The organism is Alkaliphilus peptidifermentans DSM 18978, assembly GCF_900101495.1.
In the GTDB taxonomy this organism is placed as follows: domain Bacteria; phylum Bacillota; class Clostridia; order Peptostreptococcales; family Natronincolaceae; genus Alkaliphilus_C; species Alkaliphilus_C peptidifermentans.
The window spans coordinates 49,389-73,968 of the sequence record NZ_FMUS01000008.1 but is presented as its reverse complement, the minus strand read 5'-3'; the positions used below and the strand labels follow the sequence as shown (position 1 = coordinate 73,968).

Sequence of the window (24,580 nt, the reverse complement as noted above, 5' to 3'; positions counted from 1 at the left end):
AAAACTTAGATATCTGTTGTAATTCATTCCAGTAGGACTACTAGTTAAGAAGGGTTAATTCTATAGGCTTAAACATTCAGAATATTAAAAAGGAGAGATGTGTATATGAGAAGAAAAGAAATAGCCCTTATCTGTATACTTGTTCTAATATTCAATGTTATTCCGTTATCTGTGACGGCATATTCTCAACAAGGGACTAAGTCATATATTGTATCACCCTGGGCAGAGGCTGAGATTAGTAAGGCCGATAGCTATGGGTTAATTCCGGCATCCCTTAAGGAAGTAGATTTGAGAAAGTCTATTACCCGTGAGGAATTTGCAGAGTTGGCTGTACTGCTATATGAAAAAGCAACAAATAAAAAAGCTTCACCTGCCTCAACAAACCCTTTTACAGATACAAAAAACCCAGAAATACTTAAAGCATATAATCTAGGGATAACCACTGGCACGTCTGCCAGCACATTTTCACCAAAAGAATCAACCGACCGTGAACAAATTGCAACGATGCTAAGTCGAACCATTAGAATAATAGAACCAGAGGGAGACTTTTCTATATCAGATGCTCCAACCTTTACTGATGAGAAGGATATTTCTCCTTGGGCATTAGAGCATGTAAAATTTATGAGCAAGACTGGAATAATAAAAGGAACAGATGGTAAATTTATGCCAAAGCCAATTACTCCAGAGCAAAAAGCATCTGGTTATGCAATAACAACCCGAGAGCAGGCAATTGCCATGAGCGTAAGGGCTTTTCAGCAGTACTCAAAGAACATAATTACTGAGACATCAATACCAGCAAACTTATTAGGTCAGTGGAGATATCATTTTGATGCCGGTGTAAATGGACAATCCTTCTATGAAATTGAATTTGAGAAGGATGGTACATTTAGCTTTAGAATGGCTATTGTAGTAAGTACAGGCTCTGGGTTTACCAGTTCAACCTATGGAGTTGCAGCCAGTAGTGAAGGGAAATATAAGAGTACCGGTGATAATAAAATATTATTATACGATATTGTGGGAGGAAGCGTTTCAGAAAATATTTACAACGATAACTTCTATGAACACATAGAAAAAACCTATAGTATACGAGATACTTTATTAGAGGACATTGAGTTTTACTATACAGTAGAAAATAATTCAATAACCTTTAAGCCATTGATTGAAACGGGACCGAATAAGCTAGGATTTGGATTGCTTACGGAGGAAGACTCACTTACTTTTGTTAAATAGGACTTTATTATTAGGATATATGGGAGCCTAGAGAAATCTATGGCTCTTTTTATATCCTCAATAAAAATGAATTGACATAAAATTGAGAAAAATATAAAATGATACATGAAAATGCAATTCATGTGCAACTACACTAACTAATAATAATAAGTTACATTCTAATGGCTAAATGTAAGACAGTTGAAAGGGGGAGAATTTTGACCATTATAAATCAAAAGAAGGCAAAAAAGCTAAATTGGTTACAACCAACTCTGATTATTGGTGTGGTAGGATTAGTATTTTTACTTGTAATCAATTCATTTAATGAGGGTTTCGTTATTGATAGAAATGTAATGGAGAGCTTTACAACTATCTTTATTAGTATTATATTGGAGGCTATTCCCTTTGTGATGCTGGGTGTTTTTATTTCTTCTATTATACAAATATTTGTATCAGAAGAAATGATAGCAAAAATTATACCCAAAAACAAATTTGTAGGGATTTTCGCTGCATCATTAATGGGAATAATTTTTCCAGTTTGCGAATGCGCAAATGTGCCTATTACAAGAAGACTAATAAAAAAGGGTGTACCTCTGCATATTGGCATAACATTTTTAATGTCGGTTGCCATTATGAATCCTGTGGTATTATTATCTACATACTATGCTTTTTCTGGGTCTATGCAAATTGTTATTCTCCGTGGCCTTTTAGGCATGATAGGAGCAATGATTATAGGGTTTGTGGTTAGTCTCCTCTATAAAGATGACAATCAATTAAGGGAACTTTCTATAGGAGAAGAAATAACCTGTGGATGTGGACATGAACATGAAGAAGAACATCATCACAGCCATCAAGAGGCATGTGGATGTAGTGGCCAGAAGGAAATAGATATACATTTCCATTTAGAATGTGGATGTGGAGATGAGCATGAGGAAGATCTACAATTTCTTGATCTTGCATGTGGATGTGGACATGATCATGGGCATCATCAAACTAAAGACATATCTATGAAAGCTAAAGTAGTAGGAAAGGTTAAAGAAATTATTGAACATACCAGTGCTGAACTATATGCAGTAGGGCGATTTCTTATTTTAGGGGCCTTTCTATCATCAATTGTTCAAACAATGGTAGCTAGAAGCTTTTTAATTACTATTGGCCAAGGGCAAATTATATCTATTGTTGTAATGATGATATTAGCATTTGTATTATCCCTTTGCTCTGAAGCTGATGCTTTTATAGCGAGGACCTTTGTAGGACAATTTACTTCAGGTTCAATTGTTGCCTTCATGATTTTTGGGCCAATGATTGATGTGAAAAATACCCTAATGTTGCTGGAAGGGTTTAAAGCTAAATTTGTAATAAAGCTAATTATAATTACTAGTATTATTTGTTTTGGATTTGCATTAATCATAAACTTAATTGGATTGTAGAGGTGAGTTAATTGAAGAAGATAAATATAAATGAAGCGATTTGGTTTGGTATTCTTATAGGATTTAGCTACTATATATATAATTTATTAATGACTGCAGAAATCCTATATTTCGTTCATCCCCGGATGATTAAATTTGTAATAGCAGCGCTACTAGTTTTTATACTATTAACAATATTTCAAGTTAAAAAGCTTACTAGAAGGAGTAATAGTAGCAAAATAAAAATAGGTTATATTATGTTTATTCTACCTTTATTAATAGGGACTACAATAGCTCCACAAGGCTTAAATGAAGAGGTCGCTTTAAAGAGAGGAATATCTGTTGCCAATACACAAAGCAATAATACATCTCTTTTTAGAAAAACAATTGACGAATCTAAAGGTTTTAGAACAGAAGAAATCCTAGATATTACACCAGATATTTTTGATGGAGCTTTAAGTCATATGAAAAATAGTGTCGATGATTACGTGGGACAAAGAGTTAGAATATCAGGTTTTATAGAAAAACAAGATACTTATCCCACAAGTACATTCGTTGTAGCTAGAATGCTTATGGTTTGCTGTGCAGCTGACACATTAGTAAAAGGACTACTGGCAGAATGGGAAGGTATTGATGACTTTGAGAAATTCCAGTGGGTAGAAATAGAAGGGATAATAGAAAAAACAGAGTTCTATGATGATTGGCTTGGGCAAAGTTATGTGGCACCAATTATAAAAGTCGATACAATAAAAGAAATAGAAAGACCTACCGAACTTTACGTTTATCCTTCAAAGTATATAGGGCAATAAAAAAACCAGATTTCTGGTTTTTTTTATATTAAAAATCGAAGGGCGATAGGTGATAAAAGAGATATAATCACTATAACAGTAACTACCCATATAAAGGTTTCAGTTTTCTTGTTTACTGGGTGGTTAGCTAACCGATAATGTGAAACTAATAGAGAGATGATAGCAAAACCTCTAAAATAATTTTGATAAGGTATAAGGAAAGATATATAAGATAAACCGATGCCACTTAACCCGAGCGACATAATTATTAATGGACCGACTCAGCACATACTGGATAGCAGTGCACTTAGAATGGCACCAGAACCAATTAATTTACTTTTAGCCTCCTGCATAGGAACACCTCGCTTTTTCTGTAATAATTTAAAAAGACATTTAATGTGTTTATAGTAACTGAAAGATATTTGTTCTATGGACTAGATAAAGGTTGATTATACAACGTCACTTTAATTCTATAAAACAAATATATCATATAGTTGAGGCATATTCAAAATATTTATGCAATTTCACTAGAAGTAAGCATGGTTTTTCCCATTGTATTTCTACATATACTTGCTCCTTCAATATATCTATTGACGGAATGATATGGAATGAAGAAAGGTATTCTACTGTTTTCTCCCAAAGCTTTTTTTAGTCATTAGTAGACCTCCTTTTTTTTATACTCTCGATTAGACGACATTTTTTTTGATCTGTTCCAATAAAACTCTATTAAGAATAAGGAAGGCAAACCTAATTCTGGGGAGGTTGCTTAGATTAGGTTAAAGAAAGATAAAATAAAAAAATAGCTAATTATTAAAATTAGCTATCTACACCATCGGAAAGATAATACTGGAGTCTTTCTTCAATTAACAATATTATTCTATTTACAGCTGCATCCTCTACAGGAAGACCTTCATACCAGAGGTCTTTCCCTCCATCAGGAAAATATAACGACTTTATTATTATTTCTGGTCTATATTCAAAATGTAATATATCAAAATAACCCCATTTACCGCCCCAAATAAAATAATTACTCTCCATTATATCAACTATTTCAATAGGGTAGCTTAATAAGCGCTTTTCCCCTTCCTTCCTTGTGGTCCACTGCCAATAATCATCTTTATGAATAGCTAAATCTATGGTTATACCAAAGGAATGGGGACTTAGCATATTTGTTTTAGATATATATCTATAATTATATGTACCTCCTATGGGATAAATATATCCCCAAAACTCAGGACGATCTTTTATAAGCTGGTCTAATTCTGCCATTGCTTTCTTTAAATAGTATGCAGCTGAATTATTATCATTAAATCTATGGTGGCCATTGCTTAACTTTATCCCTACAAGATTTTTTTCTATTTCTCCCTGATTAGCTCCATAAACCTCCCTTAATAGAGGATAGACCCTTATTCGACCAGGATTGTATTCTTTGGACATTAGAGCATCCACCGACCCAAGGACGTATCTTTCCTCCAGCATATCCTGCAGGTCGGGGTTATGCAGCTTTTCTGAAGCTGTTTTTTCATTTCCATCATTATATAATAAACGTGTGCCAGATTTTAATATAAGATATACTTGATTGTCATCTTCCACTTCTATATCTAGAATATATTCTGGATAAGCCATCATAAGTGAAAAAATATCCTGTTTTAATGTTTTGATATACTCTCTTTTTGAAATAGTATATCCTTTCACAGCTGATTTTCTTAAATCATATACCTCTTTTACCAATAATACACTAATAAGAATTAATAATAGTATTTTTATGTACTTTTTCATCCTACACCCACCTTCAGAACTTTTTAGTATCTCTTTTATGTTTATTCTGTTAGTTAGGTTTGTTGCATAGTTTTTAATACTGTATTGTTAAACCAATACAATATTAGAATAAATATAGAACATATTAACAGTATGGGAGAAAAAATGAAAAGTACACCAGTGGCTATATAAGAATAGTGGGCATGTTAAGAATATATTATGGATTAATATTTGGAATTCGTGGTAATAGAAAAGAGTAACCGATGATATTATTTGAGGCTAAATACTGAAAGCAGTGTCTAGTACATTGTTGTCTGAGACAAGAGGTAACCTACTCATCTCAGACTATCTAAAGGGGGAGTTTGACTAAGGTATTTCTATTATATTGATTTCTTTCATAAGTTTTAATACTATACGTTCCTGTACTTTTCCAGTTTCCTTTTCTAATGCGTTGGCAGTTCCACAGGCAGCCCCAAAGGCAATGATGCTTTTGATATCATATTTTCTTTGCAGAGCAACGGCAAAGCCAGCCACCATAGAATCACCAGAGCCAACAGGGTTAATAACCTTTACTTTAGGAATGTACACTCTATAAATCTTCTGCTTATGTAGAACAATAGCACCCCTTTCAGCCAGTGATATAACTATAAATTCAATACCTCTATCGGATAGTTTTTTAGCAGCTCTAATTATGGATTCTTCTGTAGAGAGGGTTTCTTGTGCTATTGCTTCCAATTCTGATAGATTTGGTTTAATTAGAAAGGGCTGGCCATTTAAGCCTTGAATCAATCCACTACCACTGGTATCTAAAAAGAATAATTTTTTCTTCAATTTAGCTTTTTTAGCCAGTGATGCATATATATCATTGGGCAAATTATTGGGAATACTACCAGAAGCACAGATAATTTCAGCTTTATCTAAGATATCATCATATTTCTTATATAGTGCTTCAAGCTCCCCCCCAAGTATTATTGGACCCTTCTCTAATATTTCAGTTTGGCAGTTTTTCGAAATAATTGAAATGCAATTTCTTGTTTCACCAGATATATTAATAAAATCAGTTAAAATACCTAAAGCCATTAATGTATCTATTATAAAGGCTCCACTATGACCACCAAGAAATCCTGTAGCCATTACTGGTTCCATCAGACACTGGACAACTTTAGCTACATTTACACCCTTACCACCAGCAGTAATTGTATACTCATTACTTCTATGGACACTATCAATTTCAAAATCATCAACAATGTAGTTTCTATCAATTGAGGGATTCAAGGTTATTGTTGCAATCATTTACATCCACTCCCTTATTAAGCTTTACCAGCACTTCCACACATTTTTATCTTTTCTATAACAACCCTTTCCATTGCAGCCTTGCCAGGTATTAAATATTTTCTTGGATCAGACTCATCTAAGTGAGTAGTTAGATGGTTCCTTACTGCAGTAGAAAATGGTATTTTCAGCTCCGTTGCAATATTTACTTTACAAATACCAAGCTCAATCGACCTTCTTACCATATCTTCAGGTACCCCGGAGGCTCCATGAAGGACAAGGGGAATATTAACAAGCTTTGATATATCTTCTAAGCGTTGAAAATCTAGCTTAGGCTCAGACTTATAAAGGCCATGGGCAGTCCCTATAGCAACTGCTAAAGAGTCTATAGATGTTTTTTCAACAAAGTCTAGTGCAGCAGAAGGATCAGTGTAGAAGGCATCTTTTTCTTCAACAACCAAATCTTCCTCACATCCGCCTAGTCTTCCTAGCTCTGCTTCTACAGTAACACCACGCTTATGGGCATAATCTACTATTTCCTTTGTTATTTGTACATTTTCATCATATGCATGATGAGATGCATCAATCATAACCGATTGATAGCCTAAATCAATGCATTTTTTGATGTAATCAATATCCTCTGAGTGATCTAGGTGAAGGGCAATAGGAATGGCATGCTTTTTAGCTGCAGCTTTGCCAATGGCAAATAATAATTCTTCCTCTGCGTATTTTACCGTACTAGGGGTAGCTGCCAAAATAACTGGAGAATTTAATTCTGAAGCTACATTAACAACAACCTGTATTGTTTCGAGATTGTGTATATTGAAGGCTGGTACTGCATATTTTCTCTTTTGTGCATCTAATAACATAAACTTGCTAGATACAAATGACATGGTTAAACCTCCTTGATAAACTTTTTTAATAATTTAAATTATAAAGACATTGGTGAGAACTCTTAAAATAGAGTATTTACCAAGTTTGATAGACTATTTTTCCATTAATAATAGTGGCAATAACCTTGAAATCATCATCAATTATTGTTAAATTAGCCTTTTTACCTGGGGCAATACTTCCTAAAGATTTATCTAGTTTCAAGTATTTAGCTGGGTTTAATGAAGCCATATGAACAGCTTGTAAAGGATCTATGCCAACGGTTTTAATCATGTTCTTTACTCCATCTATTAATTTGAGGGTACTTCCAGCTAAAGAGCCATTACTTGTTTTAGCTATGGAGTTTTTTACTGTTACCTGCATATCCCCTAAGCTATAGATACCATCCGGTAGACCAGTAGCCCTCATACTATCACTAACCAAAATGACTTTATCAGAACCTTTAACCTTTACCAGAATCTTCATTACTGCTGGGTGAACATGAATGTTATCAGCTATTAACTCACTAAAGATAGAATCATTAATAAGGACTGCGCCAACTACACCAGGTTCCCTGTGATGTAAAGCCCTCATACCATTAAAGGTATGAACTGCAAGATCTGCACCGAGATCAATAGCCTTTATGGTCTCATCAAAGGTGGCGTTAGTATGACCTAAAGAAATATTTATGTTATTTGTTTTTAAATAACGTATTAGCTCTGGTACCTCTGTTAATTCAGGTGCAAGTGTAAGGATTTTTATGGTGTCAGGATTTTCTCTTACTATTTCCTCAATAATATTTAAATTTATTTTCATTATAGAACCTTCAGGGTGAGCTCCTTTTTGCTCCTTTGATATAAATGGTCCTTCAATATACCCACCAAGAATTAATGCTCCAGACAAATCCATATCCATCGCAAGCCTTATATTATGGACAGTTGCTTTAATTTTCTCCCATTGTGATGTAACTGTGGTGGGTAAAAAAGATGTAACTCCATATTTTACTAGTTCATTTGATATGATTTTTAAAGCATCTACACTTGAATCCATTGAGTCATAGCCATAACAACCATGGATGTGTAGATCAATTAGACCGGGTATTATCTTATATTTAGAGACATCTATCAAAGTAGAATCATCACAATGATGCTGTACATCAATAGAGAAGATAATATCATCGTCAATTAATAAGTGGCAATTATCCATAATTTTGTCTTCTGTATATATTTGAGAAGCTTTTAAAGTATATAACATTTTACTAAACTCCAATCTATTATAATGATGTAATGATGTAAGTACCAGTAGCGGGAAAAAAATTCTAAAAAAGTTTCTACTTTTTTAGAATTACTCTATATTTAAAACGATCACCTCTTGCAATTCCAACTGTATATTCAATAATGTGATCCTCTTCATAGGTGGTTCGTTCTATCATTAAGCTAGGTACACTGGTATCTATTTGAAGATATGCAGCTTCCTCTTCATTTGTGACAACTGGTTTAAAGGTTTCCTCTGCCATTGTAAAAGAAGCATTAAATTTATGTATAAAAATATCATACATTGCTTGATTTTCCAAATCATCTCCTGTAATACCTGGGAATCGATCAAAGGGGACATAGCTTGTTTCAATCATCATGGGCTCGTTATTGGCTAATCTAAGCCTTCTAAATTTGTACATTTTTTCTCCCATATTGGTATTCATTTTACGAGCTATTCTATTATCACAATGAATAATTTCAAAGTCTATTACTTTTGATAAAGGAACTTTACCTATTTTTTTCATTTCTTCTGTAAAGCTATAAAACCTTAAAAGATCCTGCTTAAATTTTTCGTTAGAAACAAAGGTGCCGATTCCATGCTGCTTATATATATACCCCTCTCTTTCTAACTCCTGAATGGCCAAGCGAACCGTTGAGCGGCTTATATCATATTGTTCACAAAGCTCCCTTTCAGAAAGCAGCTTATCACCTTGTTTTAATTCACCGTTTTCAATCTGTTCTATTAACAAATCCATTAATTGATAGTAAAGAGGTAGTCTACTATTTTTATCAATAGTTTTCATGGACTCACACCTTTTCTAAAATTTATTAGGTAATAATTGGTGGTACGTACCACGCTAATATAATATTAAATCATATAATTTTTTTTGTCAAACAATAAATTTATATAAGAACTAATATTTATAACTAATAAAGAGAAATAATTTGTGCATATGATTGATATTACCTTGTTAATTAGTTAATATTTCTCATAAATATAATAAATGAAATACAATGAGGGAGTAAAAAAATACAAACAAAAATAATTGACAGAAATTTAGAAATATGATATTCTTCCATAAAAGGTACGTACCACATACAATAACAATACCACATTAGGCTATGCAAAATTTTTTAATTCAAGAGGTAATGACAACATAACATGACAACGACATTACCCAAGTAAGCTGTAATGCTAAGGAGGACACAAAATGATTTCTTTTTTAGGGTATGATATACCAAAATTAAAAGGATTAGGAGGTGATTTGACAGCTAAAGAAATACTGCAGCAACCAGATTTATGGCTGGAAACCTATCAGCTTATTGTAAGGCAGCGAGATGAAATATCAGCCTTTATGGAAAAAATAAATAAAGAAAAGGGAATAAGAATTATCTTTACAGGAGCAGGCAGCTCAGCATTTGTAGGAGATGCAGTTACACCCTATTTATCAAGAAAGATGGGATGTAATGTAGAATCAATTGCAACAACTGACCTGGTTACTAACCCTGACAACTATTTATTCTCTGATATTCCAACATTACTTATTTCTTGTGCAAGGTCAGGAAATAGTCCGGAAAGTGTTGCAACCGTACAGCTGGCAGAAAAGATTGTAAAGAATCTATATCAATTGGTTATTACCTGCAACCCTAATGGAGAGCTTGCAAAACAAACTAGAGGTAATCAAAAGGCTTTATTGGTTCTAATGCCAGAAGACTCAAATGACAAAGGTTTTGCCATGACTGGAAGCTTCACTACAATGGTACTTTCATCTCTGCTGATTTTCTCCGAACCGAAACTAGAGGAATATAAGAGTTTGGTAGAAAAGATAGCCGCACATGGCAAGAAAATGATGAAAACCAATTCAATTAATGAGGCAATAAAAGATTTAGCCCAGAGTAACTTTAACAGAGGCATTTATTTAGGCTCCTCATGCTTAAAGGGCTTGGCACAAGAGGCATCTTTAAAAATGCTTGAGTTAACTGCCGGCAGTGTTAATACTGATTCTAATTCCGCCTTAGGCTTTAGACATGGACCAAAATCTGTAGTAAATGAAGAAACAGTTGTTGTATTCTGTATATCTAGTGATGCATATACAAGACAGTATGAGCTTGATCTTTTAAAGGAGATGGCTTCTGAAAACAAAGCTCAGAAGTTAATTTGCTTCACTCCTATAGATGATGAGGAAGTAAGGTCTTTGGCAGACTTAACTATTTTTATAGGTGAAGGAATAGAAAAAGAAATTGATGATGTAATTCTATTATTTCCAAATGTTTTAATTGCCCAGATGCTTGCTTTTCAAAAAGCGATTACATTAGGAATAACACCTGACAATCCTTGCCCCAGTGGTACGGTAAATAGAGTAGTCAAGGGTGTGGTTATATATCCATTCAATTTAAGACCAGTAAGTTAAAAAGTAGGATTATTAAGGGGGTTATAAAATGTTAAAAAAAATATTAATCATGTCTTTATGTGTTATGATGGCTTTTAGTATTACTGGATGTGGAAAAGAAAGTACGCAACCTATAGCAAACGATACCAAAGATGAAAAAGAAGAAGTTACTTTAACCTTTGCACTATGGGATACATTTCAGGAACCAGTTTTACAAGAAATTATTAGTGAATTTCAAAAAACAAATCCTCATATAAAGGTTGATGTTCAATTAACGCCATTCGGTCAATATTGGACAAAATTAGAAACAGCAGCCACAGGCGGAGTGTTGCCAGATTTGTTTTGGATGAATGGACCTAACTTTATCAAATATGCTTCCAATGGAATGCTACTGCCAATCCATGAAAAGGCCAAGACCGATAATGTAGATCTTACTAAATATCCAAAGGGATTAATTGAGCTATATACCTATGAAAACAGCCTATACGGTATACCTAAGGACTTCGATTTAACAGCATTGTGGTATAATAAGAATATTTTCGATGATGCAGGAGTTCCATATCCTACAGATGAATGGACATGGGATGATATGGTGGAAGCTGCTAGAAAACTGACAGATAAGGAAAAGGGAATATACGGAACAAGTCTTCAAACCTCTACACAGCAAGGTATATATAATACCATACACCAATCCGGTGGATTTGTTATTTCACCCGATCGAGGAAAGTCTGGACATGATACTCCAGGTGGAATAAAAGGAATTCAGCTTTGGAGAGACTTAATAGAAGAAGGAATTTCTCCAACAATTGAAGAATTAGTCGATACTCCTGTAATAGACTTATTTGAATCAGGAAGTGTTGCAATGGTTTATGCTGCATCATGGAATGTTAAAAGATTTATGGAAAACGAAAACATAAAAGATAATATTGACCTTGTAATTATGCCTATGATTGATAAGAGAGCATCTATAATACATGGATTAACTAATGCAATTAATGCAAATACAAAGCATCCAGAAGCTGCTTGGGAGCTAGTTAAATTTTTAGGAAGTAAAGAAGCAAATGAAATATGGGCAAGATCAGGTGTAGTTATTCCAGCACATTTTGATGCTTTGGATATATGGATAAATTCATATCCGCAAATTAACTTAAACGCATTTGTTGATCAATTAGATTATTCGGTTATGTACCCAGCTTCAAGGGATAATAGATGGACTGAGATGGAGAGGGATACATTAAGAAACGTTTGGTCAGGAGAGATAGCTGTAGAAGACGCATGCAAAACGATAACCCAAGAAATGGATAAATTACTTTCACAAGAAAGATAGTATATAGTTATGGGCGACTATAGTTTAAGTCGCCCATGACCAATATAAAATAAGCAGGAGGGTTATCTATGGAAGCAGGTAAAAAACTTAATTCGAATGAGAAGATTAATAAACTAAAAATATTAGACTATATAGGAAATTTTAAAAGGAATAATTTTAGTAAAAATAGATTAAAGAATTATTTTTGGGCATACCTATTAATTTTCCCTACTGTTGCTGGGTTAGGAGTTTTCTACATAGGTGCCTTTTTCCAAAACCTTTATTATAGCTTTACTAATCTAGGTGCATTTGGAAGATATAACTTTATCGGCCTAGACAACTATTCAAGACTGATAAGTGATCCTGAGGTTTATCAGACACTAATAAATACATTTAAATACACTATGCTGGTTGTCCCCTTGACTGTAGGTATATCTATTTTAGTTGCTACGTTACTCAATTCAAAAATAAAAGGAATTGGTATCTATAGAACTTTATACTTCCTTCCTGCTGTAACTATGCCAGCTGCAGTAGCAATGGTTTGGAGATGGCTTTTTAATGGAAGAATTGGATTAATTAATTATTTGCTTAGTTTAATAGGCATAACTGGACCAGCATGGATAGCTGATCCAAGGTTTGCAATGTTTGCACTGGTTATAGTATCTGTTTGGATGGGAATAGGCTTTAATATGATCATTCTGCTGGCAGGGCTGCAAGGAATTTCTAAAAATTACTATGAAGCCGCCTCAATAGATGGTGCAGGCCCTGTAAAACAGTTTTTTTCAATTACTTTACCAGTTTTAAGCCCTACTATATTTTTTGTTGTAGTAATGTCTCTAATCAACGCCTTTCAGACATTTGAACTGATATTTTTGATGATTGGTAAAGAAAGCATGGCTATTGATAAGACAAAAACCATAGTTTACCTTTTCTATAGGCACGCATTTGAATGGCATGATAAAGGATACGCTGCTGCCATAGCAGTATTAATATTTGCTATTATTTTGATATTTACAGTTGTACAGATGGCGCTTCAAAAGAAGTGGGTACATTATGAGTAGAATGGAGGGTACACATGTCATATAAAAAAAGACAGAAAAATCATCATTTTTGGATACATTTTGTGCTAATTACAGGGGTAGTTATAACAATTACACCCTTCATATGGATGATTTTAACCTCTTTGAAGACCCTTGGTGAATCGACACAGATTCCACCTGTTATACTTCCAGATAGTCCACAATGGAAAAATTATGTAGAGGTACAGCAGCGATTACCCTTCTTGAGGTTTTATTATAATACCATTGTATATACAGCAGTGAGGACGATAGGGCAATTAATACTTTGTTCTATGGCGGGTTACGCCTTTGCAAGAATAGAATTTCCAGGTAAAAAGGCAATTTTTATAATAATGCTGTCAGTTTTGATGATTCCATCTCAGTCTTTTTTACTGCCACAGTTTATGATTATGGCTAGATTTAAACTCTTAAATACCCTTAGAGCTTTAATTATACCGGGATTATTTAGTGCCTTTGGTACATTTTTAATGAGACAATTTTTTATGCAAATTCCAAAGGAATTAGAAGAGGCAGCTATATTGGATGGATGTAATCATTTCCAAATATATAAAAATATAATGCTCCCTCTAGTAAAACCAGGATTAACAGCCTTGGCAATAACATGTATTTTGGCCAGCTGGAATCAATTGATGTGGCCATTGATTGTTAATACATCTATAGAAAAAATGACTCTGTCTGCTGGTTTGGCATCCTTAGCAGGTCAGCATCATACCAATTATCCAGTGAGCATGGCAGGAGCTGTACTGGCAATATGGCCTATGATTGTAGTGTTTTTATTATTCCAAAAGCAATTTATAGAAGGAATTGCTTCAACTGGGTCTAAGGGTTAACATTAATTTCATAAGGAGGAGCTGTTAAATGAATAAGATAAAAGTTGCTTTAATTGGAGCAGGACAAAGAGGAAAAGATGTATATGGCGAATATGCTGCTCAATTTCCTCAAAACATTGAATTTGTAGCAGTTGCAGAATCTAATGATATAAAACGAAAACAATTTGCTGAAAGGCATAATATCAACAACGATAAAATATATGAATCATGGGAGTACCTGTTACAGGAGGAAAAATTTTGTGATGCTGTTATTATAGCTACCCCAGATGATATGCACTATGAACCAACTAAAAAAGCTTTAAACCTTGGCTATCATGTACTTTTAGAAAAGCCTATGTCTAATAATTCATTAGAATGTGTAGAGCTTGGGATGTTGGCAAAAGAAAAGCAAAGGGTTTTTATGATTTGTCATGTTTTAAGATACACTGCATTTTTCAGTAAGATCAAAGAAGTTATTGAAGCTGGGGAAATTGGTAAAGTAATGTCTATTCAGCATAATGAAAATATTGGATATTTCCACATGGCCCATAGCTTTGTAAGGGGAAATTGGCGTAACTCAAAGGAAAGCAGTCCTATTATTTTAGCCAAATCATGCCACGATATGGATATCATTTTATATCTCGTTGGTGATAGCTGTAAGTCTATTTCTTCCTTTGGTGAATTATCCTATTTCAGCAGGGACAATGCTCCAGCTAGTTCCGGGGAAAGATGTATTAATTGCTCTGTAGAAGAAAGTTGTATTTATTCAGCAAAGAAGCAATATCTTAATAGCATTGGAAGATGGCCCTCTACAGTTGCCAGTGATATTCAAAGTAAGGAAGCAATCCTTAAGGCTTTAGAAATAGGGCCATATGGAAGATGTGTTTATAAATGCGATAATGATGTTTGTGATCATCAGGTGACTATTATGAATTTTAATAATGGTGTTACTGCCACCTTTAATTTAAGTGCCTTTACTAATAAGGTTCATAGAACAATAAAAATTATGGGAACTAGGGGCGAAATTAGAGCCGATGACAGTAGGAATGAAATAGAGATACAATTATTTGGTTCACAAGAAAAGAAAATTATTCTGCCTACCATTGTTTCAGGAGGACATGGTGGCGGAGATCATAGGCTGATGGATGATTTTGTCTCCTTAATCAAAGATGGAAGTGGAAGCGCTTTAACCTCAGCAGATAAATCAGTAGAGAGTCATTTAATGTCCTTTGCTGCAGAAAAATCAAGACTATCAGGCAAATCTATAGCACTTAAGGATTTAAATGATGAACTTATGAACAAGCTTAGATAAACATTAAAAGCAACAGTAAATAGTGTTTAGGAGGCCAAAAGATGAAGTACTATCTAGGTATAGATGGAGGCGGAAGTAAAACCTCTTATATGATTATAAGTGAAGATTACACAATAATTGGATATTATAAATCAGTTTCATGTCATTACATGCAAACCTCCAAGGATCACTTTCAAAGTATACTACAAGAAGGAATACTTTCTGTATGTAAACAGGCAGGTATCCAAATAAAAGAGTTAAGCTTTTCAGTTTTAGGGCTTCCAGGGTACGGAGAATCTGACGAGGATGCTGAATATTTAAGAAATTCAGTGAGAAATATCCTAGCTCCATCTCCCTTTATTTGCGTCAATGATGTAGAGGTGGGATGGGCAGCATCCACTGCCATAGAAGCAGGAATACATCTTGTGGGTGGAACTGGTTCAATTGCCTTTGGTAAAGATCATCATGGAAAAACTGCTAGAGCTGGTGGATGGGGCGATTTCTGTGGAGATGAGGGCTCAGCCTATTGGTTAGGTAAAAAGGCTATCGAAATTTTTACAAAAGAAGCAGATGGTAGATTAACTAAGGGAGCATTATATAGTATATTCAAAGAAGAGTTATCACTGAATTCTGATTTTGAAATTATTGATTTCATCTGTAAAAAGTATGAAATGAAACGAGAAAAAGTGGCTTCATTATCAATGCTTTTATATAAAGGGGCAGAGAAAGATATATATGCGCAAGAAGCCTTTGAAGCAGCAGCAGCGGAATACAGCCTGTTGGTAAAGGCTATATTAAACATGCTATATTTTAATCAAGAGACATTAATTCCTGTTACTTATTCAGGTGGGGTATTTGAAGCAAAAAAGTATCTAATGGAACCGTTAAGAGATTTGTTAACTAATTTAGACAAAAGACTATTTATTCAAGAAGCAAAGCTAAGACCAGTAACTGGAGCTTCATTATATGCTTTATGGCACATAGAAAATAGAATTGTTACTGAAAAGTTGAATAAACTACAGCGAATAGAAAAACACATGAATATATATTAACTAGTATTTTAAAACAAGAGGATTCTGAAAATCACTTAGGCTATATTACGAAAAACAGTAATATAGCCTATTTGTTTCATAAATGGTTTGGTATAACAAATACTTTCAATACCATTAATAATTACATCGAGCCCATATTTAAACTGTAAAGTAAATTTGGTGGATGCAAAATTAATAAATCATCAGTAGGATTCGATTTATGGCTAAAAAAGCAAAACTGATAAAGATGTTTTTCATCAGTTTTTTGATGTCTAGATAGAACTATTTGTCATAAACATTCAATATTTTAATAATACTTTAGCAATTTATTGAAAGCAAGGGATTTATTTGGTAAAATTATATATATTTAGTGTCTTTAAAATATCCATCAAATATACTTAAAATAAAACGTTAAGCATAAAATAAATCACATAACTAATATTTAATGAAGAGCTTAAGCTGGTGAGGCTAAGGAGGGTAGAGACTATGAGTACATTTGAGGTTATTTTAATCATTATTTTCCTATGGGTTATAGTTAAAAGCTATTTAATACGTAGAAAGATCCGCAGGCGGTTACGTATGTTCTTTGGAATAGGTTCATTAAGTACTGGCTTGAAGCTTCAAGAGAAACAATTGGCCAGCACGCCTAAGTCAGTATCCAGTATGACTAAAGTTTACTTGCCATTAATTATTAAGGACTTTCCAGAGTTTAATCTCTTCGAATTTACCCAGAGAACAGAAAATATGATGAAATCTGTATTTAATGCCATTGAAAATCAAGATATTGACTTGGTTTTAAATGCCTCGGAAGATTTGAAAAAACAAGTATTAACCTATATCCGCGACCTAAAGTCACAAAATGTTATAGAGAGGTATGATGATGTTATAATTCATCAGACAGAAATCAACAAATATGAAAAGGAAGCTGGAAAATGTATTATCGTTTTTCAAATGGCGATGGAATATTACAAATATAGACTTAAAAATGATACAGTTATAAGTGGACGAAAAGACTTAAAAATACAGGTAAAATATAATGTGAATCTTGTATATATACAGGATATTGGAAAGGTAAAGGAGGCAGGACAAACTACTACAGCCCTTGGACTTACTTGTCCCAGCTGCGGCGGTCCTGTTAAAGGCTTAGGAAAGAAATATTGCGAATATTGTGGAGCTGGTATTAAAGAAATAAGTATACATACGTGGTTTTTAAACATGTATAAAGAAATATAAAAAAAAAATTGGGGGTGTAGTATGGGTATTATAAGAGCAGCAATTAATAGCATCGAAGGAGGACTAGCGGATCAATGGCTGGAGGTTATTGAACCAGAATCGATGAGTGACACAACAGTTATGACAGGTGGAGTAAAGGTTAGGCCAAATGATAAACGCAATCAAAATCGTAAAGGCACCGATACGACAATTTCAAATGGATCCATCATCCATGTGTATCCCAATCAGTTTATGATGCTGGTTGATGGAGGTAAAATAGTTGACTTCACAGCAGAAGAAGGGTATTACAAAGTAAACAATGCTGCCCTTCCTTCATTACTCAATGGTCAATTCCAGGACACATTAATGGAATCCTTTAACCGTTTTAGATTTGGAGGGGTTACACCAACTGCCCAGAAGGTTTATTACATAAATCTTCAGGAGGTAAAGGGGATTAAATTTGGAACCCGGAACCCTATTAACTATTTCGACAATTTCTATAATGCTGAATTATTTTTAAGGGCCCATGGAAGTTATTCAATAAAGATTGTAGATCCCCTTAAATTTTTTATGGAAGCAATTCCACGAAACAAGTCACAGGTAGAAATCAACGATATAAATGAACAATACTTATCAGAGTTTCTAACAGCACTCCAGGCTGCCATCAACCAGATGTCTGGAGATGGAATCCGTATTTCCCTTGTTACTTCAAGAAGTATGGAACTGGCAAAATATATGTCAACTGTATTAGATAGCGATTGGAGTCAAATGCGTGGCATGCAGATACAGTCAGTAGGAATTGCCAGTATTTCCTATGATGAAGAGTCTAAAAAGCTTATAAATATGAGGAATCAAGGTGCAATGCTTCAAGATGCCACCATTAGAGAAGGCTATGTTCAAGGGTCTGTGGCTAGAGGGTTGGAAGCAGCCGGTTCCAATTCTGGTGGTGCTATGGCAGGCTTTATGGGGGTTGGTATGGGTATGCAATCAACAGGTGGATTTATGGGGGCTGCATCACAGACCAATCAATATCAGATGGAGCAGCAACAAAAGCAACAACAGCAAGAAAGAGAGAAAATAGCCACTACTGGTGGAGAAGCTTTAAAGGAAGAATGGAAGTGCAGCTGTAATCATGTTAATGCTGGACGTTTCTGTATAGAATGCGGTGAAGCCAAGCCCAAAAGTCAGAATGGTTCATGGACATGCAAATGTGGTAAGGACAATACTGGAAAGTTCTGTGGGAACTGTGGACAAAAGGCTCCAGAGGCACCTAAGGAATATCGTTGTAACAAATGTGGATTTGAACCAGATGCTGCTAATTTGCCTAAGTTCTGCCCAGAGTGTGGAGACTCCTTCAATGAAGAGGATATAAAAAAGTAAAACACGGAGGTGAAAATATTTGGCAACCTTTACCCATAAATGCCCTAACTGTGGAGGAGCACTTGAATTTAATGCTGATACACAAAGCTGGAAGTGTGAGTTTTGTCTGAGCGACTTTAACAATGAAACCATTAAAAGCCTAGAGGACAGTGTAATATCAGATAATGACTCTTCAATAGAAGAGCAATTGCCTAAAGAAGATATGGAATTTAATAATAAAGCAAGAATGTATAGCTGTACTAGTTGTGGTGCTGAAATCGTGACGGATGATGTTACAGCAGCTACTTTTTGTTATTACTGTCATAGCCCTGCCATTTTGCCAGGGCAATTATCAGGGAAATATCGACCTGCTAAAGTACTGCCTTTTAAATTCAAGAGGGATTCTGCCACCACAACCTTTATAAATTGGTGTAAAAAGAAACCGCTTCTTTCAAAGGATTTTACTTCAGCCTCCCAATTGGAGTTATTATCTGGAATATATGTTCCATTTTGGTTATTTGATTGTGACATAAGAGGAAAAATGACTGCAGAAGGAAGAAATATTAGAACGTGGGTAAGTGGCAATAAAAAATATACCGAAACAAAATATTATGATGTTGTCAGAGCTGGAACAGCATGTTTTGGTAAGATACCGGCAGACGGTTCAAAAAAAATAGACGACCAGCTGATGGAGACGTTAGAACCCTTTGACTACAGTCAAATGGAGGATTTTTCAATGTCGTATTTATCTGGTTATTTGGCAGAAAAGTATGATAAGGATCAAAATGATGTTTATGGAAGAATATCAGACCGTGTTCAAAAATATACTGATAAACTGCTTCGGGATGCCATAAAGGGATACAGTAGTGTATCGGTAAAGAATTGTAATGTAGATATATATAAATCAAAGGCAACCTATGTGCTATTACCTGCATGGATATTTACCTATGACTACAAGGGTAAAAAATACATATTTGCAATGAACGGACAGACGGGTAAGGTTGCAGGGAGTCTTCCCCTTAGCAAAGCTAGGATGGCTGCTTATTTTAGTATAATATCCGGAAGTGTATTTGCAATTCTGTTATTAGGAGGCATGCTCATATGAGAAGAAGTCATAAAAGTATTCTTATACTAAGCGTAATCTTAATGGCAATTCTTTTATCTTCATTCAGTTCTTTAGCTACAATACCAAAGGTATATGATGAGGCAGGGATATTTTTAGCTTCTGAGATGGAGGCATTGGAAGAAAAAGCAATTGATCTCAGTGAAAGATTAAAGCTAGATATTGTTATTGTTACAACAGATGATAATAAAGGTAAGACCTCCCGTCAATATGCAGACGACTTTTATGATGAAAACGGCTTTGGCTATGGTATAGATGACGATGGCTTGCTGCTTCTTATTAACATGGATGATAGAGAGGTATACATTTCAACTACTGGTTTGGCAATTAAGTATTTTACCGATGACAGATTAGACTCCATAATAGACGAAATGTTTACTCATCTTGCTAATGGTAATTATGTGGAGGCAGTAGATGCTTTTTTTAAGGAAGTTGAATACTACTTTAATATGGGAATACAGACAAATCAATATACACACGATAGTGAAGGGGATCTGGGAAAGAGAATAGTGATGTATCTCTTTATTTCCCTTATAATAGGTGGAATATCAGTTGGTGTTATGGTTCTGAATAACAAGGGTAAAATCAGCACCAATGAAGGCACCTATTTAGCTAATAGCTCAATAAATTTTATCAATAGTCAAGATCGACTTATAAATACTCGTGTTACCCATGTAACAATAAAAACTAATACCAATAAGTCGACAATATCTTCAGGTAAATCCACTGTCCATCGCTCCAGCAGCGGTAAAAGCCATGGAGGGCGTGGACGGAAATTTTAAATAAATTAGGTAAAATCCCCATGTATAGCCTTTGGCTATTATATGGGGATTTTTATATTGGTTTAAGCTATATGGTTTCTACAGATAATATTCCTATAATGTTAAAATACCGTATAAAATAGCGGTAGTACACACTAAAATCAACAGCTATGGGTGTATCGATTACCTGCCTGATTTTTTAAAAATTATAGGTTGAATAAAATATACACATATAACAACCCAAATCATACGGAAAATTAATCTATATTCTAAGGGGTCAGATAATATGATTGGAACTAGAAGCACAAATGAATAAAATAGCTTCAATAAGTGTAATTTACTCTTATCTGTTTCTATAATTACACCTCCTCAACTGATTATTTAATAGATGAAGTTAATGAAATTTTTTTATCATACTTTATTATCGTAGCCTCAATATCTCTCTTTTCTAGTACTGATTTTTCTAGAATAAACTTAAATGTTTTCCCATCAAACTCTGAATCTATTTCTTCAGCACATATAAACCTTTCAATGGTATTTTACCATTGTCTTAATGTGGAAAATTGTCATGATTTAAGATATAACTTGTCAGCAATATGTAGAAATTTATCTTTATAGATACTCTTGAACTCATAATCATTCATATTCACTATATTAACTCATAATTACCGCAAGTTATCATGTATTTATGTAGGATTCATGGATTATATTATTTATGATAAATTATATGTTCTTAAGAAATTTGTAAGAATTATAGTAGTAGATTCTTAGAAAGTATGTGCTATTATAGCTATATGAGATATCTCCCAAAGGCCTAGGAGTGATGTTAAAAATGTACAATATACTTGTTGTCGATGACGAGAAAGAAATAACCGATGCTATTGAAGTGTATTTAAGAAATCAGAATTATAATGTTTTTAAAGCATACGATGGGGAAGAAGCATTAGAAATTTTTCAAAAAGAAGATATCCATTTAGTGCTGATGGATATTATGATGCCAAAACTAGATGGTACAAGTGCCACAATAAAGATTAGAGAAAAAAGCCCAGTACCTATTATTATGCTGTCTGCAAAATCTGAGGACATGGATAAAATATGGGGGTTAAATGTTGGGGCTGATGACTATATTACTAAACCATTTAATCCATTGGAATTACTGGCGAGGGTTAATTCAAATCTTAGAAGATATACAAACTATTCCAGCATTATGCTGCCAGATGATAACTCGATAAAAATAGGAGGAATTGAGCTCAATAATGATAGTAAAGCTTTACTTGTGGATGGAGAAGCAATAAAAATTACTCCATTGGAGTATAAGATACTTCACCTCCTCATGAAGAACCCCAATAGAGTGTTTTCAATAGAAGAAATATATGAAAGGGTTTGGAAGGAGCCAGCCTATAATCCTGATACAGTAACTGTTCATATAAGAAGAATACGAGAAAAAATTGAGATTAATCCAAAGGAACCAAAATATTTAAAGGTGGTGTGGGGGATTGGATACAAATTCCAACAATAATATAGAGGGCAATAAAGAAGAAATAGATAAATCGGAATCTTTTGTTGATAAGAAGCTAGAAGAAAATCATCAAACTCAAAGTACCGAATGTACAGAATCCAAAAAATTGGTAATTGAAAACAAAGGGAAAAATTATATTCCTGTTTCCTTGATAACAATACTAGTACTAATTATGTTTACAGTGCTAGCAGTAGGTAGCTATGTACCAATAAAGGACTATATGTTCTCTGAAGGACAAAACACAGAAAGCTATTTCCAAAGCTACGACTTTACATCAACATTAGCCAATCTAACAAATTATTTAAATCAAACTAAGATACAGGGTAATGACTGGTATAACTCTAGCTATGAAAATATTACAAGCATTAAATATTTTATAAGAAATAACGATAAAGATATAAACATAAGTAATATAAACAATATAACAGATAATAACTTGCAGGAGGAAATAGTAAACAGTCAATTTTACTTGAATGTACTATTTGATGATGAGGGTAATCCTACTAAGATAGAAGCTTCAAAACAGTTTAATAAGGAGGCCTTCTTAATTAACTTTATTTATAATGATGAAATAAAGGTAGAATATGCAAACCTTGAGATTACCTATATTGTACCAGAGGATTTTGAAAGTCATAATGATATTTTTACACGAAGCTTGAAACGGTCTTATGCAATGCATGACAATTTATTATTAATATTAGCTATAGGAGCTGTAGCTTTCATCCTTTTAACTATAATTGCATTTGCAGTACCCTATTCATATCAAAACACGCTATTTATTTCGACAATATTTAATAAAATGTTTTTAGAGGTCAAGGTTTTGCTTTGGTTAGGTTTTCTATTTGTAAGCGGCCCGGGGATAATAATACTGGGGGCAGTTGACATTATAGAGGTAATATATGATGCCAGTATATATTTTTATCTTTTAGGAATACCCATAACCTTTGCTTTTTTCTTACTGTGTTATCTAACTATTATTTATATCAAATATATATACCATATAGGTTTTATGGAAGGCGTGATTCATAATAGTATTATTGGGAAGATATGTATGTATTTCTTTAATAGATTTAAGGAATCATTAAAAGACCTGATGTATGTTAGTAGTAATAGTGATATTCGGAAAAAGTTGGTTTTGATTTTAGGAATAAATCTAATGGTCCTATGGGTTATTGCAGCATTAGGAACCTTGGGTTATATTTTGGCTGTAATTTATAGTATATTCTTGTTTGAATATCTATTGAAAGTAATCAACAAGGCTAAGGCTCTAACCGATGCCAGTAGTCAGCTGGCAGAAGGCAATTTTGATATAGAGTTAGAGGAAGATATTGGTATACTTAGCCCAATATCTAAAAACTTAAATAATATTAAAGAAGGATTCAAGCTAGCTGTCGATAAAGAAATAAAAAGCGAAAGAATGAAGGCCGAGCTAATCTCAAATGTGTCTCATGACCTGAAAACACCTCTTACATCAATAATTACCTATGTTGATTTATTAAAGGATGAAGGCATAAGTCCAAATACTCACAGGGAATATATAGAGATACTGGATAAAAAGTCTAAAAGATTACAACTTTTAATTGAGGACTTATTTGAGGCAAGTAAAGCCAATAGTGGAAGTATTGACCTTAACTTAGAAAGGGTAGATGTAATAGCATTATTTAGACAAACATTAGGTGAGCTTGAAGAAAAAATTGTTTCCAGCTCATTAAGCATCAAAACTGATGCTCCAGATGACAAAATTATATGTGAGCTGGATGGTAAAAGAACCTATAGGATATTTGAAAATATTATGAGTAATACACTGAAATATTCAATGGCCAATTCAAGGGTATACATTAATATAGAAGAGAATATAAAGGAAGTCCGATTTGTATTCAGAAATATATCTAATTATGAGATGAACTTTGATGCTTCAGAAATTACTGAACGCTTTACAAGGGGTGATAGATCTCGAAATGCTGAAGGTTCAGGTTTGGGGCTGGCAATTGCAAAAAGCTTTATAGAGCTTCAAAAAGGAAAACTAGAAATTAGTATTGATGGAGATCTATTCAAATTGATAGTTACCTTTCCAAAGGCATAATTTAAGTAATAGCTTAAAAACTCCTCCTGTAAGAAAATAGTACATCTAATAGGAG

At 33.9% G+C, this 24,580-nt stretch carries 20 protein-coding genes; 15 read left to right on the top strand and 5 right to left on the bottom strand.

The annotated features are described in order from the left end of the window. The first annotated feature begins 105 nt into the window (after positions 1-105). The 3 genes from BLP68_RS07450 to BLP68_RS07440 all read left to right on the top strand — a co-directional run bounded on the left by BLP68_RS07450 (position 106) and on the right by BLP68_RS07440 (position 3,427). Positions 106-1,230, top strand: coding sequence for an S-layer homology domain-containing protein (locus BLP68_RS07450; protein ID WP_091541898.1), 1,125 nt, complete (start codon positions 106-108; stop codon positions 1,228-1,230). 197 nt (positions 1,231-1,427) lie between these two features. Continuing rightward, a complete protein-coding gene (locus BLP68_RS07445; protein ID WP_242876932.1) occupies positions 1,428-2,639 on the top strand; it encodes a permease in 1,212 nt (403 codons plus the stop codon). An 11-nt stretch (positions 2,640-2,650) separates the two neighbouring features. Further along, positions 2,651-3,427, top strand: coding sequence for a TIGR03943 family putative permease subunit (locus BLP68_RS07440; protein WP_091541894.1), 777 nt, complete (start codon positions 2,651-2,653; stop codon positions 3,425-3,427). Between the two features lie 795 nt (positions 3,428-4,222). Here BLP68_RS07440 and BLP68_RS07435 read toward each other — a convergent pair. From BLP68_RS07435 to BLP68_RS07415, 5 genes are all read right to left on the bottom strand, one after another. Further along, positions 4,223-5,185, bottom strand: a complete 963-nt coding sequence (locus BLP68_RS07435; RefSeq protein WP_091541891.1) for a M15 family metallopeptidase — start codon at positions 5,183-5,185, stop codon at positions 4,223-4,225. A 345-nt stretch (positions 5,186-5,530) separates the two neighbouring features. Continuing rightward, positions 5,531-6,457: a 1-phosphofructokinase family hexose kinase gene (locus tag BLP68_RS07430; RefSeq protein WP_091541890.1), complete on the bottom strand. Its 927-nt coding sequence runs from the start codon at positions 6,455-6,457 to the stop codon at positions 5,531-5,533. Between the two features lie 17 nt (positions 6,458-6,474). Then, entirely contained in the window at positions 6,475-7,329 is an 855-nt protein-coding gene (fba, locus tag BLP68_RS07425; RefSeq protein WP_091541887.1) for a class II fructose-1,6-bisphosphate aldolase, read from the bottom strand. 76 nt (positions 7,330-7,405) lie between these two features. Beyond that, complete coding sequence (gene nagA / locus BLP68_RS07420; protein ID WP_091541885.1) at positions 7,406-8,560, bottom strand: N-acetylglucosamine-6-phosphate deacetylase; 1,155 nt, start codon at positions 8,558-8,560, stop codon at positions 7,406-7,408. A gap of 76 nt (positions 8,561-8,636) precedes the next feature. Further along, the gene (locus BLP68_RS07415; RefSeq protein ID WP_091541883.1) at positions 8,637-9,365 is read right to left on the bottom strand and encodes a GntR family transcriptional regulator; all 729 of its coding nucleotides are present in this window, start codon (positions 9,363-9,365) and stop codon (positions 8,637-8,639) included. A 408-nt stretch (positions 9,366-9,773) separates the two neighbouring features. Between BLP68_RS07415 and BLP68_RS07410 the strand changes: the two genes are divergently transcribed. The 12 genes from BLP68_RS07410 to BLP68_RS07355 all read left to right on the top strand — a co-directional run bounded on the left by BLP68_RS07410 (position 9,774) and on the right by BLP68_RS07355 (position 24,525). Beyond that, complete coding sequence (locus tag BLP68_RS07410; RefSeq protein ID WP_091541880.1) at positions 9,774-10,973, top strand: SIS domain-containing protein; 1,200 nt, start codon at positions 9,774-9,776, stop codon at positions 10,971-10,973. A gap of 28 nt (positions 10,974-11,001) precedes the next feature. Beyond that, on the top strand, positions 11,002-12,279 hold the full coding sequence (locus BLP68_RS07405) for an ABC transporter substrate-binding protein (RefSeq protein ID WP_091541878.1): 1,278 nt from the start codon (positions 11,002-11,004) through the stop codon (positions 12,277-12,279). Between the two features lie 68 nt (positions 12,280-12,347). Beyond that, positions 12,348-13,319, top strand: a complete 972-nt coding sequence (locus BLP68_RS07400; protein ID WP_091541876.1) for a carbohydrate ABC transporter permease — start codon at positions 12,348-12,350, stop codon at positions 13,317-13,319. A gap of 14 nt (positions 13,320-13,333) precedes the next feature. Next, positions 13,334-14,167 (top strand): carbohydrate ABC transporter permease, encoded by an 834-nt coding sequence (locus tag BLP68_RS07395; RefSeq protein WP_091541873.1) that lies wholly within the window; start codon positions 13,334-13,336, stop codon positions 14,165-14,167. Positions 14,168-14,195: 28 nt separating this feature from the next. Beyond that, positions 14,196-15,458, top strand: coding sequence for a Gfo/Idh/MocA family protein (locus BLP68_RS07390; RefSeq protein WP_091541871.1), 1,263 nt, complete (start codon positions 14,196-14,198; stop codon positions 15,456-15,458). Positions 15,459-15,499: 41 nt separating this feature from the next. Then, positions 15,500-16,489 (top strand): N-acetylglucosamine kinase, encoded by a 990-nt coding sequence (locus BLP68_RS07385; RefSeq protein WP_091541868.1) that lies wholly within the window; start codon positions 15,500-15,502, stop codon positions 16,487-16,489. A gap of 465 nt (positions 16,490-16,954) precedes the next feature. Further along, positions 16,955-17,701 carry a hypothetical protein gene (locus BLP68_RS07380; RefSeq protein ID WP_091541867.1) on the top strand — a complete coding sequence of 249 codons (747 nt, stop codon included), beginning with the start codon at positions 16,955-16,957 and terminating at the stop codon, positions 17,699-17,701. Positions 17,702-17,722: 21 nt separating this feature from the next. Further along, positions 17,723-19,060, top strand: coding sequence for an SPFH domain-containing protein (locus BLP68_RS07375; RefSeq protein ID WP_091541864.1), 1,338 nt, complete (start codon positions 17,723-17,725; stop codon positions 19,058-19,060). A gap of 19 nt (positions 19,061-19,079) precedes the next feature. Continuing rightward, on the top strand, positions 19,080-20,144 hold the full coding sequence (locus tag BLP68_RS07370) for a TFIIB-type zinc ribbon-containing protein (protein ID WP_091541862.1): 1,065 nt from the start codon (positions 19,080-19,082) through the stop codon (positions 20,142-20,144). Then, the gene (locus BLP68_RS07365) at positions 20,141-20,944 is read left to right on the top strand and encodes a TPM domain-containing protein (protein ID WP_091541859.1); all 804 of its coding nucleotides are present in this window, start codon (positions 20,141-20,143) and stop codon (positions 20,942-20,944) included. The genes BLP68_RS07370 and BLP68_RS07365 overlap by 4 nt, the downstream gene beginning before the upstream one ends. Before the next feature lie 811 nt (positions 20,945-21,755). Then, on the top strand, positions 21,756-22,442 hold the full coding sequence (locus BLP68_RS07360; protein ID WP_091541857.1) for a response regulator transcription factor: 687 nt from the start codon (positions 21,756-21,758) through the stop codon (positions 22,440-22,442). Next, entirely contained in the window at positions 22,420-24,525 is a 2,106-nt protein-coding gene (locus BLP68_RS07355) for a sensor histidine kinase (RefSeq protein WP_242876931.1), read from the top strand. The genes BLP68_RS07360 and BLP68_RS07355 overlap by 23 nt, the downstream gene beginning before the upstream one ends. Positions 24,526-24,580: the final 55 nt, after the last annotated feature.

What these genes read in the sequence shown, in the direction of transcription:
- BLP68_RS07415 (WP_091541883.1), bottom strand. Translation starts at nt 9,365, where the DNA reads ATGAAAACTATTGATAAAAATAGTAGACTACCTCTTTACTATCAATTA.
- BLP68_RS07390 (WP_091541871.1), top strand. Translation starts at nt 14,196, where the DNA reads ATGAATAAGATAAAAGTTGCTTTAATTGGAGCAGGACAAAGAGGAAAA.
- BLP68_RS07400 (WP_091541876.1), top strand. Translation starts at nt 12,348, where the DNA reads ATGGAAGCAGGTAAAAAACTTAATTCGAATGAGAAGATTAATAAACTA.
- fba (WP_091541887.1), bottom strand. Translation starts at nt 7,329, where the DNA reads ATGTCATTTGTATCTAGCAAGTTTATGTTATTAGATGCACAAAAGAGA.
- BLP68_RS07450 (WP_091541898.1), top strand. Translation starts at nt 106, where the DNA reads ATGAGAAGAAAAGAAATAGCCCTTATCTGTATACTTGTTCTAATATTC.
- BLP68_RS07380 (WP_091541867.1), top strand. Translation starts at nt 16,955, where the DNA reads ATGAGTACATTTGAGGTTATTTTAATCATTATTTTCCTATGGGTTATA.
- BLP68_RS07430 (WP_091541890.1), bottom strand. Translation starts at nt 6,457, where the DNA reads ATGATTGCAACAATAACCTTGAATCCCTCAATTGATAGAAACTACATT.
- BLP68_RS07375 (WP_091541864.1), top strand. Translation starts at nt 17,723, where the DNA reads ATGGGTATTATAAGAGCAGCAATTAATAGCATCGAAGGAGGACTAGCG.
- BLP68_RS07360 (WP_091541857.1), top strand. Translation starts at nt 21,756, where the DNA reads ATGTACAATATACTTGTTGTCGATGACGAGAAAGAAATAACCGATGCT.
- BLP68_RS07435 (WP_091541891.1), bottom strand. Translation starts at nt 5,185, where the DNA reads ATGAAAAAGTACATAAAAATACTATTATTAATTCTTATTAGTGTATTA.
- nagA (WP_091541885.1), bottom strand. Translation starts at nt 8,560, where the DNA reads ATGTTATATACTTTAAAAGCTTCTCAAATATATACAGAAGACAAAATT.
- BLP68_RS07385 (WP_091541868.1), top strand. Translation starts at nt 15,500, where the DNA reads ATGAAGTACTATCTAGGTATAGATGGAGGCGGAAGTAAAACCTCTTAT.
- BLP68_RS07410 (WP_091541880.1), top strand. Translation starts at nt 9,774, where the DNA reads ATGATTTCTTTTTTAGGGTATGATATACCAAAATTAAAAGGATTAGGA.
- BLP68_RS07395 (WP_091541873.1), top strand. Translation starts at nt 13,334, where the DNA reads ATGTCATATAAAAAAAGACAGAAAAATCATCATTTTTGGATACATTTT.
- BLP68_RS07365 (WP_091541859.1), top strand. Translation starts at nt 20,141, where the DNA reads ATGAGAAGAAGTCATAAAAGTATTCTTATACTAAGCGTAATCTTAATG.
- BLP68_RS07405 (WP_091541878.1), top strand. Translation starts at nt 11,002, where the DNA reads ATGTTAAAAAAAATATTAATCATGTCTTTATGTGTTATGATGGCTTTT.